Genomic DNA, 15,732 nt, shown 5'->3' with positions numbered 1-15,732 from the left:
CGATTAAAGTTGCAGTTTTCCTGCTATATGTGTGAAAATTTCCTTTTTTTTCAGCTCCATATCAACAGGCGGTGTCATATCGAACCACTCAATCGGCATTTTGTTGCGAAACCACGTCAGCTGGCGTTTCGCATACCGTCTGGAGTTTTGCTTTAATTGCTCGACAGCCTCAAAAAGTGTCACAAATCCGTCAAAATATGCATACAGCTCCTTGTAGCCGATCGCCTGTATCGATTGACAGTCTCTCAATTTTCGGTCGTAGAGCTGTTTCACTTCCGGAAGAAGTCCGGCTTCCATCATCAGGTCGACCCGCTGATTAATTCTTTCATAAAGCGTGTCTCTGTCCATTGTAAGCCCGATTAATACAGCATTGTACAGCAGCTCCCGCTTTTGCTCTTTTAAATGCTGCGACATCGTTTTACCAGATGTATGTAAAATCTCCAGTGCGCGAATCACTCTTCTTGTATTATTCGGATGAATCGCTTTTGCTGCCTCCGGATCAGCCGCAGCCAGCTTAGCGTGAAGGAATTCCGCCCCCTTCTGCCCCGCAGCCTTCTGCATTTCTTCCCGAAACGCCGGATCGTTCGCCTCTTCCGTAAATGTATAATCGTAAAGGACGGATTGAATATAAAGCCCCGTACCGCCGACAATCATCGGAAGCTTTCCTCTGTTTGCAATTTCGCTGATTTTATTTCTGACCAAGCCTTGATAATCCGCGGTGGAAAACGAATCTGCCGGATCTAGAATGTCAATCAGATGATGAGGCACACCTTCTGTCTCCTGTTCAGAGATTTTAGCTGTCCCGATGTCCATTCCTTTATAAACCTGCATGGAGTCTCCGCTGATAATTTCCGCGTTCAAAGCCTTAGCAAGCTGAATGCTTAAATTGGTTTTCCCCACTGCCGTTGGTCCGACTAATATGACAACGGGCTGTTTCTTATTTTTCACTATGTATCACTCTCTTTTACAAATCTCCCCCCATTATAGCATTCATCATATATAATCACCTATCCATTTTGCCCTTTTTTTGCAGCAGTAAACATCTCTTTTACCAGCCAAGAGGCTCATTTCCGACGATTTCCCGTGTCTTGCCTTTCAAATGATGGCGGTGCGTCTTCCTGGTTTGATTTCGTGGATCGTACACAACGCCTCCGTAACGGATCTGAATCGGCTCGTTATAAGCGAGATAAGTGTTTTCTTCAATTTCGTGATAATGCGTGCCGTCAGCCCGGGGAATGGCAGGGCCTGAGATCCCGTAATAGCGGTGGAAATGGCCATTTTCAAACGAAGTAATCCCAGTGAAATAGTGTGTATGGCGATCCGTATTCGTTCCGTTTGCCGGCTGAGTAAAACCTTCAATGATATGATAATGCCCCTCTTCGCTGGTCGTTTTCGCTCGATAAGCATGTACGTGAGGCGGCGCCTTGGCCCAGTCAGATTGATACAGGCCCAATCAGTTCACTCTCCTTCTTTTTCAGCTGAACGCCCAATCAAATTTGGATAGGCTGAATACACTGCATCATCTATACTTTATTATTGGAGGAAAGAAAAAATGAACGAAGTGGAGCATTTCATTGCTGGAAATGATGCAAGAATCTTTGGCAGACCAGGGTTTGGCTACGGATTTGGAAGACCTTGGGTTAGACCTGGGTTTGGCTATGGCTTTGGACGGCCATTTGGATTTTACGGAGGACCTTTTTTTGGCGGTTTGGTAGGCGGACTTGTAGGAAGCGCTTTATTTAACCCTTATTTTTATGGCGGATATCCATATCCTCCGTACCCATATTACTATTAAACCCGGCAGCCCCTTATAAAAGGGGTCTTTTTTTTATCCCCCGAACCTGAGGTAAAATGAATCTCTTGACTCATACATAGGTTTACACTAATATTTTTCTAGCTGATGATCTTTTCATTAACTTACATTTATCATATTTTGAGTGAGGGGGATTACGATGATGATCGGATACTTATTCCTCACAATTGCCATATGCTCAGAATCAATCGGAGCAGCCATGCTGAAAGTGTCTGACGGCTTCAAAAAGTGGAAGCCGAGTGCATTGGTCGTGATTGGTTATTCCCTTGCCTTTTATATGCTGTCGCTGACCTTAAACCGCATCCCTCTAAGCCTTTCATATGCGACATGGAGCGGCGTGGGTACGGTGCTGACGGCCGTGATCGGGGCGAAATTTTTCAAAGAAAAACTGAATGTAAAAGGACTTATTGGGATTGGTCTATTAATTTCAGGTGTTGTGCTGCTTAATTGGCAGTAAGGGAGTGTTGTATATGAGAGGATTTCTTTATTTGGCTCTTGCCATATTATCTGAGGTATTTGGGAGCACAATGCTCAAATTCTCCGAAGGCTTTACACAATTCTGGCCTATTATCGGAGTGGTTGCCGGATTTCTGTCCGCTTTCACGTTTTTAAGCTTTTCTTTAAGAACCATAGACTTATCAAGCGCATACGCCACTTGGTCCGGTATCGGGACGGCGCTTACAGCGGTAGTCGGTTTTTTGCTTTTTGGCGAAACTGTCAGCTTGAAGGGTATATGTGGGCTAACACTCATCATTGCAGGCGTTGTGCTGTTAAATCAGTCAAAAGCCCCTAATAAAGAAAAAAAGCAGACGGCCTGTCAGTGACCGTCTGCTTCTTTATGATTGCCCCGATATTTTCACAGAAGCTTCTAGCTGCAATTCGACGTTTCCTTGAATGGCTCGTGAGATCATGCAAGAAGACTCCGCTTTTTCACAAAGCTTGTGGGCTAACGCTACGTCTTCTTTTGAGGCATCGTGTCTGAGGACTACTGCGGGGCGGTGAATGATTTTTTTGTATGTAAAGATCCCTCTTGTCACATCAACTATGCCTTCTGATTCCATCTGCAGATCTTCTTTTTCCAGTCCGCTTCTTTCCATCATAGCAGCAAGTGTAATAATATAACAGGTTGCCGCTGCCCCGAGAAGCATTTCATCCGGGTTGGTCCCTTCCCCCGGTCCGTCCATTTCTTTAGGAATGGAAATAGACGTGATGAGATTGCCGCTTTCGATTGTGCCGACATCATTACGTTTTCCCGGCCAATTCGCTTTTAAATAAAAATGATGATCTGCCATATGATTGCCTCCTTCAATGGATTCCATTTCAGTCTACTGATCTTCCTTGATTTTGTCCTCTGATTTGCTTATTAGGAATATTCTTTTTCAAGTACATGTTTTATCGCGCGAACATAAGAGTAGAATTCACTGGTTTTCGTGTATTTCCTATCTTTATAGTAAAAATCATCAAAAAAGGCTTCTCTTTGTTCACGGCTGATTTCTAGCTGGATACTCAGCCCGGTTTCCCCCTGGTTATTAATGTTATCTGCACTTAATCCTGCAAGGCCGCTTTGAGAGGACGCTAATTCGGCGGAAAACCCTCTTTTTTCAAGAGCTCTGACAATCATTTTCGCCCGCTTACGGTCTGTGCCTCCGACAAGTGTATTTTTGTTTTCTCCTTTATATCCGTGAAAAGCGACAACGTACTGGTGCTCCTTAATCTTCTCTTTAGCCAATGGCTCATCAAAGTTGGTGCTTGTAATGTGCAGCGTTTGATTATCCTGTGACTTTAAGCCCTCAAACAGGTAAGTCGAGTAGTCATTGTTGAAATAACGCACAAGCTCACTTACTCCACCTTCAATTCTTCCGCCGTGTGGAGACATGATTAAAACTTTGCTCCCTTTTTTCTCTTGATAAGAAATATCATAATCGGCAGGGTCCTCATTCTCTGCCAGGCTGCTGAAATTTGAATATGTATCCGGCTGGTTAGATGGTTCAGGTTCTAATGAGTAATGAACATATCTTATGAATAAGACTATGGCTAAGACGAATATGACATTTAGTAAAAATCTTCTCATGTTAAACTCCTTTCACAAGAATGGCAAGGTTCATTATATGAGGTGTAGTCAATAGGTTTTATCTTACCATTGTATACACTATATCATCAGTGAAAAAGTTCCCGGTTTCAAAAAATCAATTGAATGTCACATTTATCAGCGGTTATATACAAATATCAGTGAAAAAAGATTGAGAGGAAAAACAAAAAAGGTAGGAACAACCTCACTTGGTAATTAAATGTATAGAGGTATAAGGAAGGTTTTACTAAAAACCAGGCTGTCAGGGATGCTGAAGCCGACAGCCTGTTATAGTCCTGCGAACCGGGGTTCTTGCTTCCTTGTTCGCGCAAAGTCCCAGGAGAGGATAGAGTCTAATAAAAACGTTCTGATCTGATGGTTCGTAAAACAAAAAGCTTTAATTTGTGTATTGCTTTTCTGCCTGACGATAATCGTTCTTTTTGTTATGGTGCCGTCTTTCTTCATATATATAATGCAGATCGGTATTTGATCTTCCAAAGACCGGCGTAAGAAAATATCCATACGATCTATCACTCCCTCCTGTTTAATATATATAAATTATAATACGAACAAACGTTCCTTTTCAATACCCAATGATTAACAGTACACATGATTCTTTCGTATCAGATTCAAAAGATTCGTAAAAACAAACTCTTGTCCGCCTCCTCTAAAGGACAAACAAACTTACCAAACATACGATCCACTCATAGAGTATACAGAGAACTTCTTAATAGGAGGAAAATCGATGTTTGGCTACTCTATGGTACAAATGGTGAGAGCAAACGCTCATAAGCTTGATTGGCCGTTGCGGGAAAGCGTCTTGCAGCTCTACAAGCCCTTCAAGTGGACTCCTTGCTTTTTGCATCAGTTTTTTGAAACAAAGTTAAATAACAGAAAAAAAATGTCGGTCATCATAGAATTCGAGGAAGGCTGCCATGAGGCAGGCTTTCAAATGACGGGACAGGTTTTGCAAAAAGAAAAACGCAGCAAGCTAAAAAAACGTTTTAACAAAATCAATTGCTGCAGCGCAGAGGTTACCCCTTCAGCATTGCATTCTCTTCTTTCTGAATGCAGCGATATCCGTAAAGTATATTTAAACCGCGAAGTCAAAGCGCTTCTTGACGCAGCAGCCGAAGCAAGCCATGCAAAGGAAGCCGTCAGAAACGGGCAAACCTTAACAGGTAAAGGCGTTACAGTCGCAGTAGTCGATACAGGAATCTACCCGCACCCTGACTTAGAGGGAAGAATTATTGGCTTTGCCGATATGGTAAACCAAAAAACAGAGCCGTATGATGATAATGGACATGGCACACACTGCGCAGGTGATGTCGCAAGCAGCGGCGCGTCGTCTTCCGGCCGTTACCGCGGCCCTGCACCGGAAGCCAATTTAATTGGAGTAAAAGTGCTGAACAAACAAGGTTCAGGCACGTTAGCGGACATTATTGAAGGCGTCGAATGGTGCATTCAATATAATGAAGACAATCCTGATGAACCAATTGATATTATCAGCATGTCCCTTGGCGGCGATGCGCTGCGTTATGACAATGAACTAGAAGATCCTTTAGTCAAAGCAGTTGAAGAAGCTTGGAACGCCGGGATTGTCGTCTGTGTGGCTGCCGGAAATTCTGGCCCTGATCAGCAGACTATTTCAAGCCCTGGTGTAAGCGAAAAAGTCATTACTGTCGGTGCGTTTGACGATAACAATACAGGAAGCAGCGAAGATGATACAGTCGCTTCTTTCTCAAGCCGCGGACCGACTGTATACGGGAAAGAAAAGCCCGATATTGTAGCGCCGGGCGTAAACATCATTTCCCTTCGCTCACCGAATTCATATATCGATAAGCTGCAAAAATCAAGCCGTGTAGGGTCCCAGTATTTCACAATGTCAGGGACATCAATGGCAACGCCAATCTGTGCGGGAATCGCCGCCTTAATACTCCAGCAAAATCCAGACCTAACACCGGATGAAGTGAAAGAGCTGCTTAAAAATGGGGCCGATAAATGGACAGGCGAAGACCCGAATATTTACGGTGCCGGAGCAATCAATGCCGAGAAAGCTATTCCTGGTGAATAAGATTTCATGATCTTCGTGGACACTGCTGGTTCTTTATAAAAAGGATAAGCAGTGTCTTTTTAGCGTACATAAGCCGCTATATCCAGCAGAGTGTAAAACATAAAACAATTGGGAATAGTACACTATAGATCAAAAGGAGGAATGACTGATGACACTCAACAACACTGAGCTTTCCGAATGGTTGAGAGAGCGGATCGGCCAGACGCTGGATATTAGAAAAGGCGAGCTGACCAATAACCAAGACGAGATTTCAGATTTGGATCAGATTGTTCTTCACCTTCAAAAAGTGGGCATACGCAGCACAAACCACCCTGACGACTACGTTGCAAATGACGAACTCGTCCTGGAAGGCGAAGGAACAACCTTTACTGAAGCTGGAGACGTACCGCTTCCGCAGAACGCTTATGAAATTCCTTTATTAGGAGATATCCACATTCACCAAGAAAATGGCGGATTGAAGGTACTGACAGATCGTGCGGTATATACTATTGATGTACAAAACAAATGAAGAAACTTTCACCTGGTCGAAAGAATACAGCGCCTTTGAAATTGCCCCAAAGGCGCTTTTTTGTATGGAATCATTTCCTTACCCGTAAGCCGATATTTTCGTCCCAAAACTATTGAACGGTACCTAAAATAGATATATAGTTTTAGACATAACAGGTTGTCGTTTCCAATGGGATTCTGTTATACAGATTGCGCAAAGCTTTCTTTTACATCTGGTCTAAACTGAATAAATGCATCTGTCTTAATCTATTAGGCGAGGAGAATGGAAAATGGAAAATTTGATGTTTCATCCGCATGCTAAAGAGTTTCATGAAAACCCCTTTTCAGTTTTAGGCCGTTTTAGAGAACACGCACCCATTCATCGATTCGAATTACACCGTTTCGGAAGTACATATCCGGCGTGGTTAATCACCCGTTACGATGATTGCATGGCATTTCTTAAAGACAACCGAATTACAAGAGACGTTAAAAATGTAATGAGTAAAGAACAAATTGAAATGCTCAATGTCAGTGAAGACGTTGATTTCGTATCAGATCATATGCTGGCAAAAGACACACCTGACCATACTCGTTTAAGGTCACTGGTACACCAAGCATTTACCCCCCGCACCATTGAAAATCTACGCATCAGCATCGAACAAATTACTGAACGATTGTTAGATGAAATGGAAAAAGAGAATGAAACAGACTTTATGGCATCCTTTGCCTCTCCGTTACCGTTTATCGTGATTTCTGAAATGATGGGCATACCGAAAGAGGATCGGGCACAGTTTCAAATATGGACCAATGCCATGGTTGATACTTCAGAGGCCAACCGAGAACTGACCAATCAGGCTCTTCGGGAGTTTAAAGACTATGTTGGCAAGTTAATTTATGAAAGAAGAATACAGCCAAAAGACGATTTGATTAGTAAACTTGTGCATGCTGAAGAAGACGGCCAAACGTTAAGTGAAAAAGAACTTTACTCTATGCTGTTCCTTTTGGTGGTAGCAGGACTTGAAACGACGGTTAACTTAATCGGATCTGGCACCCTTGCATTGCTTCAGCACAAGGAAGAATTAGAGAAACTGAAACAGCATCCTGAAATGATAGATACAGCCGTTGAAGAATTGCTGCGCTACACTTCCCCTGTCGTTATGATGGCAAATCGGTGGGCCATTGAAGACTTCTCCTACCAAGGCCATTCTATCAAAAAGGGAGACATGATTTTTATAGGAATCGGTTCTGCCAATCGAGATCCTGAACGATTTGAAAATCCAGAAACATTCGATATAACCAGAACACCTAATCGGCATATCTCTTTCGGCTTTGGGATACACTTCTGTTTAGGAGCGCCGCTGGCAAGATTGGAAGGGCAAATTGCGTTTAACGCACTGCTGAAACGATTTCCGCAAATTGAACTTACGGAAACGCCAGAAGAGTTGAAATGGAGAAAAAATGCTTTTTTAAGAGGATTAGAAAGTCTTCCGGTCTCACTTGCAAGGAAAGATTCACTTTCACACCTCAGCTGATTTCTTCCAGCAGATAAAAATCCCCCTTTTAAAGGGGGATTTTATATTTCCTCAGCGCTTTACCAATTCATCAGCGTTTTCTTCGCTGGCTTCATGTTTTTTGCGAAAAGCCTTAAGGAAATTCGCGTTTACTACGCCTCTGTTTGAGTATAGTTTTTCACAAAACTCCAGCATGGCGCTAGACGCTTTAGATTCTGTTAACATCATCATGTGATTGCTGGAATCGACATCCACCAGATGGAATTGAGGGATTTGCCGCTCCCATTCCTCCCAGTAGGCAGTATCATCCAACGGTATTTTTTCATTTGAAATGGCAAAGTAAATGTCCAAGTCTCCAAGGAATGACCTGCTTTTATTGCGGAAATAATAACATTTTACCGCTTCAGGATCCACAAGCGGCTGCACAGTGTACGCCTCAAATTCATAAGCATGCTGAGCTTTGACCATTTGGTTAAGCTGAGTCCATATTCTCTTCTCCGGTTTGTTTAGTCCCCGCTTTCTTGCTAAACCAATCAGTTCAGTTAAAAATTCCTCTTCCTCCCTGTCAACATCTACCTCTTCACGGCTGATGAGAACGTCTGTAAGCTTTTCCGGCTGAACAATAGATGCCAGCATCGTATTTATCGTTTGAAGCATTGATGTTTTTACAGAAGGCTCATTTTGTTCACGTCCAGGACTGTAAGGGGAATCAATCATGACCATGCTTTTTACAGCAAGCCCCTGCCTTTGCAGCTGGCGTGTTACTTCATATGCGAGCAGTCCGCCTACGGAATATCCGCCTACATCATAAGGGCCTTCCGGCTGTACGGCTCGCATAATGTCTATATAATAGGAAGCCATTTGTTCAATTCCGTGTAAAGGAGCATGATTTGTCATAAAGCCCCTGGCTTGAATGCCGTAAAAAGGACGCTGGCTTTTCTTCGCAAATGGCGTATAGATTTCTACACCGCCTACTCCTCCATGAAACCAAAATACAGGGCGCCCCCGCTTGCCATCATTTAACGGTATCAATTCCGGAAATGACCGGCTGACAGTCTGGACTGACTGGTCTTGTACTGTGTTTTCCCGTTTCGTTGCTATCATGTCCACCATATTCTGCACGGTTTGACACGTTTGCAGCTCTGCCAGGCTGATTGACAGGCCAGCTTCTGCTTGCAATTGCTGCAATAACTGTATACAAACGATAGAATCAAACCCGTAATCTTGTAATGCCTTTTGAGGATTTAATTCTTCAGGCGTCATGCCCAATACATCAGATATCATTTGAATATCGTTTCTTTTGTGAAGGGGAATGTCAGCATTTGAAAAAGCAGGTGCTATTTCTGGTGACAGAAAGCCATTCCAGCAATTTCTTTTTTCAAACGGATAGGCGGGCAATGATATTCTCCGCGCACCTTTTCCTCGATGAAGCTGCTCCCATGGAATTTGCACTCCTTTTGCCCAGCAAAACGCGATCTTTTCAAAATGGTTTTCAGACAATAGTGTCTGCATCACGATATCGCCCAATGTTCCCTCAAGCAAGGCGCCGATATCTGACAAGCCTTCTTCTAAATTTCCGATAAAGCAAGGTACAGTGCTTTTCGGCTTTTCGGCTTTTTCCGCAGCTGTTAAGTACTCTTCCAATCCGAGTACGAGTTCATCCTTACTGCGGATGACCAAGGCCATCCGGTCACTCATCTCTGCTCGTCCGACTTGAAGTGTGTAAGCGTAATTTTGTAAAGACAGTTCTTTTTGCTGTTTTACATAGTCAAGCATCTGTTGAACAACGGCTCTTAGTCTGTCTTGGTTTTTTGCAGAAAGCACCACAATGTGCGGCTCATCTGTATGTTCAATTGCTGGTTCTGTATTAGAAGGAACATATTCTTCTAAGATGATGTGCGCGTTTATTCCTCCAAAACCATAGCTATTAATGCTTGCTCTGCGTGGTATCGTTCTGCCTGCATCATCCTGTATTTCTTCCCACTGCTGGTTTCTGTCAATCATCCGGAAACGCGTTTCCTTTATTGACACCTGATCATTCAATGAATCAAAACCGGGAATACCAGGTATTGTTTTATGCTGCATCGCCATGCTGACTTTCATAAGAGCAGCCATGCCTGAGACCAGTTCTCCATGCCCGATGCTCGGCTTTAAGCTGCTGATGTAACATGGCATTTCTCCTTGCAGTTGGTGCGAATGCTTCGATTCGAGCTGTCTGTATCCCGATTTCAATGCTTCCACTTCTATAACGTCAGCCACTGGCGAGGCGATCCCGTGCGCTTCTATATAAGTCACCGTTTTCGGATCAACTTGCGACCCTTGGTAAGCCTTCTTAATCGCATCCTTCATTCCGATCGGATTAGGCGCGTGCAGTGACATTCCCCTGCCGCCATGCGATACACCTGTCCCTTTAATGACAGAATAAATATGATCAGAGTCTTCAATGGCTTTTTGTAAAGGTTTAATGATGAGAACCCCTGCACCTTCACTTCGAACAAATCCATTCGCCTCTGCTTGAAAGGACTTGGCTTTCCCTTCCGCACTCAAATATCCCATTGAATCAAAGCCGATAAAGCCCTTTGGTGAGAGCAGAAGGTTCACAGCGCCAACAATGGCTTGCTCACATTCGCCGTTTCGAATGGATTGAATCGCTCTGTGCAAAGCGACAAGAGCTGAGGAACAGGCAGCCTCATAATATTCACTTGGCCCTTTTACATTCAGTGCATAGGAAATACGGTTTGGCATTAAGGAAGGAATCACAGCCGCATCGGTATTGCCGGCTGCGACAAAAACTCCTGTCGGGCAGCTGGATAAGGCTTGGCCTGTTATACCGGCGTCTTCCATCGCCTTCCACGCATGTGTCAAAAGCAGAAACTCCTGGGGATCCATTGTCGCTGCTTCTTTCGGTGAAATGCCGAAAAACAGCGGGTCAAACTCACCTATGCCTTCTATAAACCCGCCCCATTGAAGGCTTGACTGCTTCCCATCAGTATTTTCGGTATATTTTCGCCAATCCCAGCGTTCTTCCGGCACTTCAGAAATACAATTCCTCCCATGAAGCAGGTTATCCCAAAATTCCGTTACATTGTTTGCTTTTGGAAACTGCCCCGACATGCCGATAATGGCTATGCCGTCTGCCGTATATTCTTTTGTTTCATCCGTCTTTGTTTCATAGGTTTGCATTTGCTTTATTTTATTTTCTTTTATATTCGGGGATTCCTGCTGTTGCTTGGCCCCTCCAAACAATTGAACAAAGGATTTTTCATGTTTTTCGGCAAAAAAATCAACCAGTTCTTGAAGACTCGGATATTCAAAAAACAATGTAGGGTTAAGCTCAATCTTTGTCTCTGATTCCAGCTCTCTTGCCAACGCAATCAATTGGGAAGAATCGATCCCTAAATCCATGATATGAACTTTTGCAAGAGACAGTTTTGATGGATTGGCCGTCTTCTCAGCCAGTTTATCTGTGAGATAGCTTCGAATACGGTCTCTTATATCATGCATTTGAACTTCCTGATTTTCCTCTTTGCTTCCTCGATCTGTTAAGCGGAATTGCTTTAAAGAGTAACCTGAATAGCGCAGCACCGTCTCTGACGCTTCATTCATCACATCTATGTCAAACAGCAGCATTTCACCGGTATTCTTAACGAAAGTAATCAAAAGCCAGCAATCTTCTCTTATTTTATTTTTTGTGAATTGAATATCGTTGATTCCAAATGGCAAGAAATGCCCCTCTATGTCTATTTGTTCTATGAAACTGAGAATTGCCAGGTAAGCACTGTTTGTAATCAATGGGCTGACAGTGTAATGATGCGCATTTGCCATGCCGTTTTGAGACAAACGCACTTTTGCAAGGATTGAATTATTGCCTCTGTACAGATGAGTGATGGTTTTATATAACTCTCCCCACTCAGCGCCGCCGTCGATGGTTTGATACATTTGGTCAATATGATCCAGCTCGGTTAACGAACGTTTTACGCTTTCGATGTTTACTTTTTTTGTTTCAAAATGATCTTTTTGGCATTGCCCGATTGCGGCAGGCTTCCACGTTTTAGATGCCCGCTCACGATACATGATTTGCAAATCGATTGCATGATCTTTCTGAAGAGGATCAGCTTTCACTTCAATTGTTTGCCCTTGGTTTATGACAACAGGGTTTAGATAACTTAATTTACTGATACGGCCGCTGATTTCCTCAGGAAACATTTCAAAAAATGCGTCAATCGCAAGACTTGCATAGGTTGCACCGACGAGCACCCGTTCTTTGTTGAACACATGGCCTTGAACGTAAGGCTCATCGTAAACGAATAAATCTTGTATCAGCGGATGATTAACCGTTTGCTCATCATGCCTTTTCCCTTCTTCATGAGGCAGGGCACCAAATTGAAAGACTGTTTGATGGTCAAATGCATAGTGAGGCAGATTGATCCAGCCAGTTTCATTCCCTTGATGTATATGGTCAAAATGAATCGAAGCCCCCGCAGCCCATTGCTGTGCGGTTAAGCTTGTTTCTTCATGGGCAGACCCTGCATTTGTAGAAATCGCATCTGATTGTAAATCAAAGGATGTATAGATACCATCTTGGAGTGAGCTTTCTTTTGTTTTTTGGAAAATCTTTAGTTTTTCAATCAATTCCTGCGTCGACGATACCGAAAATGCAGCCCGGTGTTCTAAGTCATGGTTGATCCTGTGCAGTGAGCGTACAACTGCTCCAATAGAAGAAGATGGTTTTTTTTCTAAAAACACTCGCAGTTTTTCAAGATAGCTGAGCAGGCTCCATTTCGTTTTCGCAGAAAAAACGGCCAGATATTCCTGCTGGTGAGGCACTGGATGTTGCTGCTCAGTTGCAGCGCCGATAAATTCTTCTATAATGAGATTCGCATAGGCCCCTCCCGCTCCGAAAGAATTAATCATGCTTCTTCTGGGCAGATGCTTTCCTGTATCGGGATCTTTTAACCGCTGCCACGGCTCCGTTCGTTTTTGCAGATAAAATGCTGTGTTTTCCAGGTTAATATTTGGATTGACAGGGGTGGCATTAATCGTCGGCACAAGCGTCCCCTTTTTCATTTGCAACAGAACTTTCGTGAGCTGAGAAATGCCGGAAGCCGCCTCCAAATGTCCAAGATTCGATTTTACAGAGCCTATCGCACAAAACTGTTTCTTATTTGTATACTGTTGGAATGCATTAGATAGTGCGATTACTTCAATCGGGTCACCTAACGCTGAACCATTTGCCGCAGATTCTATATAGCCGATTGTTTCCGGATCAATGCCGGATTGCTGAATGGACTTGGAGATTAATGCAGCTTGCTGCTTCGGGTCTGGCGCTGTATACATCTGCCTTCCGCCGCAATGATTGGCAAAGCTGCTTTTGATGACGGCATAAATATGGTCGTGATCTTCTATCGCCTTAGAGAGCGGTTTTAGCAGGACGGCTCCGACGCCTTCACCCGGAATAAGCCCGCTTCCTGTGCCAAAGCTCTTGCTTTGATTTCCGTTCTCTAAAAGATTTGCGCGCTCCAGCGCATCATATTTAGAGAGATCCAGTGTTAAATTGACACCGCCGGCTATTGCCATCGAACAGTTTTTCAGTTTCAAACTCTCACATGCAAGATGGATTGCGTTTAATGAACTGGAGCAGGCGGAGCTGACAGCCAGACTTGGTCCTGTCAGGTTAAAAAAATGAGAAACGCGATTTGCAATATGCCAATCTCCGCCATTAGAGCTCAGCACCGCTTGTTCTAATGAAGGGATATTCCAAAAATACTGATTATACATGTTTCCAACAAAGACACCTACTCCCGTTCCGTTGTCCTGCAGTTCATTTAATCTGATTTGGGAATAGCCGCCGTCCTCAAATGTTTCCCAGACGGTTTCTAAAAATAAACGAAGTTCCGGCGTCATTTCCATTACTTGATTCTGATCCGCTTCAAAAAGATGATGATCAAACGCATGTACGTCTTTTAAAAATCCGCCGTAGCGCTTCTTATCTGACGATTGTAATGATTCTTTCGACAAAGTGTTTAATAAAGATGTCCGCCACCTTGATTGCGGAGCCTCTGTAATACAATTATCCCCAGCTATTAAATGCTCCCAGAGCTCTTCTACGTTTTCAGACATCGGATAACGTCCGCTTATGCCGATAATTGCAATATCTTCTGTGCCGTAATGATTCGGTGTGGTTTTATGAGAAGGGAGTGCCTTTACGTTTTTCGCTGTTTCGGTTTCTGATTTTGGATTCGCCTTTGCTTGCTGAGTTTTAATTAGCTGCTGGTCTCCGCTAAAACGGCGCGTTTGATATGTAAACGGCTGTTCAGATTTTACTGGCTTCGCTTGAATAGAAGTTTCTTTATTTGCGGGCTGTGATTTTTCTTTCAGCAGTGATGTCCGCAGCTTCCCTTCATGCTCCTTTATCAGAAAATCGACGAGTTCTTTCGTATTGCTGTGTTCAAATAAAATTGTTTTCGGAAGCTCACCCGTCAGTTTTTCTAACTCACGAATAAAATTCACCTGCAAAATAGAATCGATTCCATACTTCTCAAACGTTGTTTCTGCATGTATACGCTCCGGTGATAGTTTTATTGATTTTGCTAACGTATGTTTCACAAATTGTGTCGTTTGCTCAAGAAGAGAATCCTCATCACTATCCTTCGTTTGAGAATGATGTTCATCTAGATGGTAATCTATAATTTCTTCTGCTGTTTTTTCTGTTCGCGTTTTTTGACGGACGATTCCGTTACTTTCCGCTGCGATGATCTGCTGGCCGAGCTGATGTGATTGTTCTGCCATAAAGGAGACATAACGATATCCCTCACTCTCAAGCACCATTTTCCATGTGTCTGGATATAAACCGGGGCAGCCCGGGATACGCAGATCGGGATCTTCATACAGCCACCAGCCCTCTAACAAGCCAAAGGTCAGGTGTGAATATATATTATGGTCATTAATTTCATTCAGAACGAGCAGGCCGTTCTTCTTCAAAACCGCTTTGGCATTTCTCAATGTCTGCCGGATATTTTTCGTCGCATGAAGCACATTTGCAGCAACAACCACATCATATCCGCCCGCTTCTATATGTTGTTCAGCCGCCGGCTCTTCCACATTAAATACCTTATACGTCAAATAAGGGTTGTCCGGACCGTATGTTTTTTCCGCATGCAGTAAAAACGCTTTGGAGAGATCTGTATAGCAATATTCTTTTATATGTGACTGATAGGCTTTCATTTTTTGAAAAACCGCAGCGCTTGTACCGCCTGTTCCTGCTCCGATTTCTAGTATACGAATCCTTGCTTCAGGCTCTTGCTTTAGACGCTCCTGCATAAAGGCAGCCAAGGTGTCTGCCAGCACATCGTTAAAATAGTCTGCGACTTGATTGTTTTTATAGATTCCTTCCACTAATTCCATAGATGAGTTCGGAAAAAGGATATCGGTGGCAGATGCCTTGCCGGTCAGAATATCCGGCAAGGCTTTAAGTGCAGTCTCTACTAACACCACCATGGCTTTCATGTTACTGTCTTGAAGCAAGTCTGCTTTTTTTTCATCCCATTCGTACCATAATTCATTTATGTCCTCTGTTGAGCGGGTTACGGCGTATCCATTTGACGTTTGTTGAAGAAAACCATGCCGCTCCAAAATCGATAGGCTCTCCTCAAACCATCTGCCATAGAAATTATGCAGCACCGGCTGGGGCTTATTTTCCTTAAAAAATCCTATGGACTGCAATTGTGCTAACAGCATCTTACAGAGAATGTCTTCTGTGTTTCGCATTGGCGCTTTCCCC

12 protein-coding genes are annotated in these 15,732 nt (G+C 43.4%); 6 read left to right on the top strand and 6 right to left on the bottom strand.

Going from position 1 to position 15,732, the window contains the following annotated elements; translation table 11 throughout:
* Positions 1 to 3: 3 nt before the first annotated feature.
* Both miaA and NSU16_RS09265 read right to left on the bottom strand, forming a co-directional pair.
* Positions 4 to 948, bottom strand: coding sequence for a tRNA (adenosine(37)-N6)-dimethylallyltransferase MiaA (gene miaA / locus NSU16_RS09270; protein ID WP_010334332.1), 945 nt, complete (start codon positions 946 to 948; stop codon positions 4 to 6).
* 100 nt (positions 949 to 1,048) lie between these two features.
* On the bottom strand, positions 1,049 to 1,453 hold the full coding sequence (locus NSU16_RS09265; protein ID WP_029441282.1) for a YmaF family protein: 405 nt from the start codon (positions 1,451 to 1,453) through the stop codon (positions 1,049 to 1,051).
* A 99-nt stretch (positions 1,454 to 1,552) separates the two neighbouring features.
* Here NSU16_RS09265 and NSU16_RS09260 point away from each other — a divergent pair, with 99 nt between their 5' ends.
* The 3 genes from NSU16_RS09260 to NSU16_RS09250 all read left to right on the top strand — a co-directional run bounded on the left by NSU16_RS09260 (position 1,553) and on the right by NSU16_RS09250 (position 2,637).
* Complete coding sequence (locus NSU16_RS09260) at positions 1,553 to 1,795, top strand: hypothetical protein (protein ID WP_010334330.1); 243 nt, start codon at positions 1,553 to 1,555, stop codon at positions 1,793 to 1,795.
* A 157-nt stretch (positions 1,796 to 1,952) separates the two neighbouring features.
* On the top strand, positions 1,953 to 2,270 hold the full coding sequence (ebrA, locus tag NSU16_RS09255) for a multidrug efflux SMR transporter subunit EbrA (RefSeq protein WP_010334329.1): 318 nt from the start codon (positions 1,953 to 1,955) through the stop codon (positions 2,268 to 2,270).
* A 13-nt stretch (positions 2,271 to 2,283) separates the two neighbouring features.
* On the top strand, positions 2,284 to 2,637 hold the full coding sequence (locus NSU16_RS09250; RefSeq protein ID WP_339192548.1) for a multidrug efflux SMR transporter: 354 nt from the start codon (positions 2,284 to 2,286) through the stop codon (positions 2,635 to 2,637).
* A 12-nt stretch (positions 2,638 to 2,649) separates the two neighbouring features.
* Here the strand turns inward: NSU16_RS09250 and NSU16_RS09245 are convergent, their stop codons facing one another.
* The 3 genes from NSU16_RS09245 to NSU16_RS09235 all read right to left on the bottom strand — a co-directional run bounded on the left by NSU16_RS09245 (position 2,650) and on the right by NSU16_RS09235 (position 4,403).
* Entirely contained in the window at positions 2,650 to 3,105 is a 456-nt protein-coding gene (locus NSU16_RS09245; protein WP_010334327.1) for an OsmC family protein, read from the bottom strand.
* A gap of 71 nt (positions 3,106 to 3,176) precedes the next feature.
* Entirely contained in the window at positions 3,177 to 3,884 is a 708-nt protein-coding gene (locus tag NSU16_RS09240; RefSeq protein ID WP_010334326.1) for a poly-gamma-glutamate hydrolase family protein, read from the bottom strand.
* 285 nt (positions 3,885 to 4,169) lie between these two features.
* A complete protein-coding gene (locus NSU16_RS09235) occupies positions 4,170 to 4,403 on the bottom strand; it encodes a hypothetical protein (RefSeq protein ID WP_339192547.1) in 234 nt (77 codons plus the stop codon).
* Between the two features lie 223 nt (positions 4,404 to 4,626).
* Here NSU16_RS09235 and NSU16_RS09230 point away from each other — a divergent pair, with 223 nt between their 5' ends.
* From NSU16_RS09230 to NSU16_RS09220, 3 genes are all read left to right on the top strand, one after another.
* The gene (locus NSU16_RS09230; RefSeq protein WP_339192546.1) at positions 4,627 to 5,955 is read left to right on the top strand and encodes a S8 family peptidase; all 1,329 of its coding nucleotides are present in this window, start codon (positions 4,627 to 4,629) and stop codon (positions 5,953 to 5,955) included.
* Between the two features lie 148 nt (positions 5,956 to 6,103).
* The gene (locus NSU16_RS09225) at positions 6,104 to 6,463 is read left to right on the top strand and encodes a hypothetical protein (RefSeq protein ID WP_010334324.1); all 360 of its coding nucleotides are present in this window, start codon (positions 6,104 to 6,106) and stop codon (positions 6,461 to 6,463) included.
* A gap of 268 nt (positions 6,464 to 6,731) precedes the next feature.
* Positions 6,732 to 7,973, top strand: a complete 1,242-nt coding sequence (locus NSU16_RS09220; RefSeq protein ID WP_339192544.1) for a cytochrome P450 — start codon at positions 6,732 to 6,734, stop codon at positions 7,971 to 7,973.
* Between the two features lie 51 nt (positions 7,974 to 8,024).
* On the opposite strand, the gene NSU16_RS09215 is transcribed toward NSU16_RS09220, so the two are convergent.
* On the bottom strand, positions 8,025 to 15,719 hold the full coding sequence (locus tag NSU16_RS09215) for a beta-ketoacyl synthase N-terminal-like domain-containing protein (RefSeq protein ID WP_339192543.1): 7,695 nt from the start codon (positions 15,717 to 15,719) through the stop codon (positions 8,025 to 8,027).
* Positions 15,720 to 15,732: the final 13 nt, after the last annotated feature.

The organism is Bacillus sp. FSL K6-1003 (genome assembly GCF_037964945.1).
Taxonomy (GTDB): domain Bacteria; phylum Bacillota; class Bacilli; order Bacillales; family Bacillaceae; genus Bacillus; species Bacillus mojavensis.
This window is presented reverse-complemented; position numbering and strand designations above follow the sequence as displayed.

Coding starts and splice junctions, on each gene's coding strand:
- NSU16_RS09240 (WP_010334326.1), bottom strand. CDS start 3,884: ATGAGAAGATTTTTACTAAATGTCATATTCGTCTTAGCCATAGTCTTA.
- NSU16_RS09230 (WP_339192546.1), top strand. CDS start 4,627: ATGTTTGGCTACTCTATGGTACAAATGGTGAGAGCAAACGCTCATAAG.
- NSU16_RS09260 (WP_010334330.1), top strand. CDS start 1,553: ATGAACGAAGTGGAGCATTTCATTGCTGGAAATGATGCAAGAATCTTT.
- NSU16_RS09220 (WP_339192544.1), top strand. CDS start 6,732: ATGGAAAATTTGATGTTTCATCCGCATGCTAAAGAGTTTCATGAAAAC.
- NSU16_RS09225 (WP_010334324.1), top strand. CDS start 6,104: ATGACACTCAACAACACTGAGCTTTCCGAATGGTTGAGAGAGCGGATC.
- ebrA (WP_010334329.1), top strand. CDS start 1,953: ATGATGATCGGATACTTATTCCTCACAATTGCCATATGCTCAGAATCA.
- NSU16_RS09235 (WP_339192547.1), bottom strand. CDS start 4,403: ATGGATATTTTCTTACGCCGGTCTTTGGAAGATCAAATACCGATCTGC.
- NSU16_RS09245 (WP_010334327.1), bottom strand. CDS start 3,105: ATGGCAGATCATCATTTTTATTTAAAAGCGAATTGGCCGGGAAAACGT.
- NSU16_RS09215 (WP_339192543.1), bottom strand. CDS start 15,719: ATGCGAAACACAGAAGACATTCTCTGTAAGATGCTGTTAGCACAATTG.
- NSU16_RS09250 (WP_339192548.1), top strand. CDS start 2,284: ATGAGAGGATTTCTTTATTTGGCTCTTGCCATATTATCTGAGGTATTT.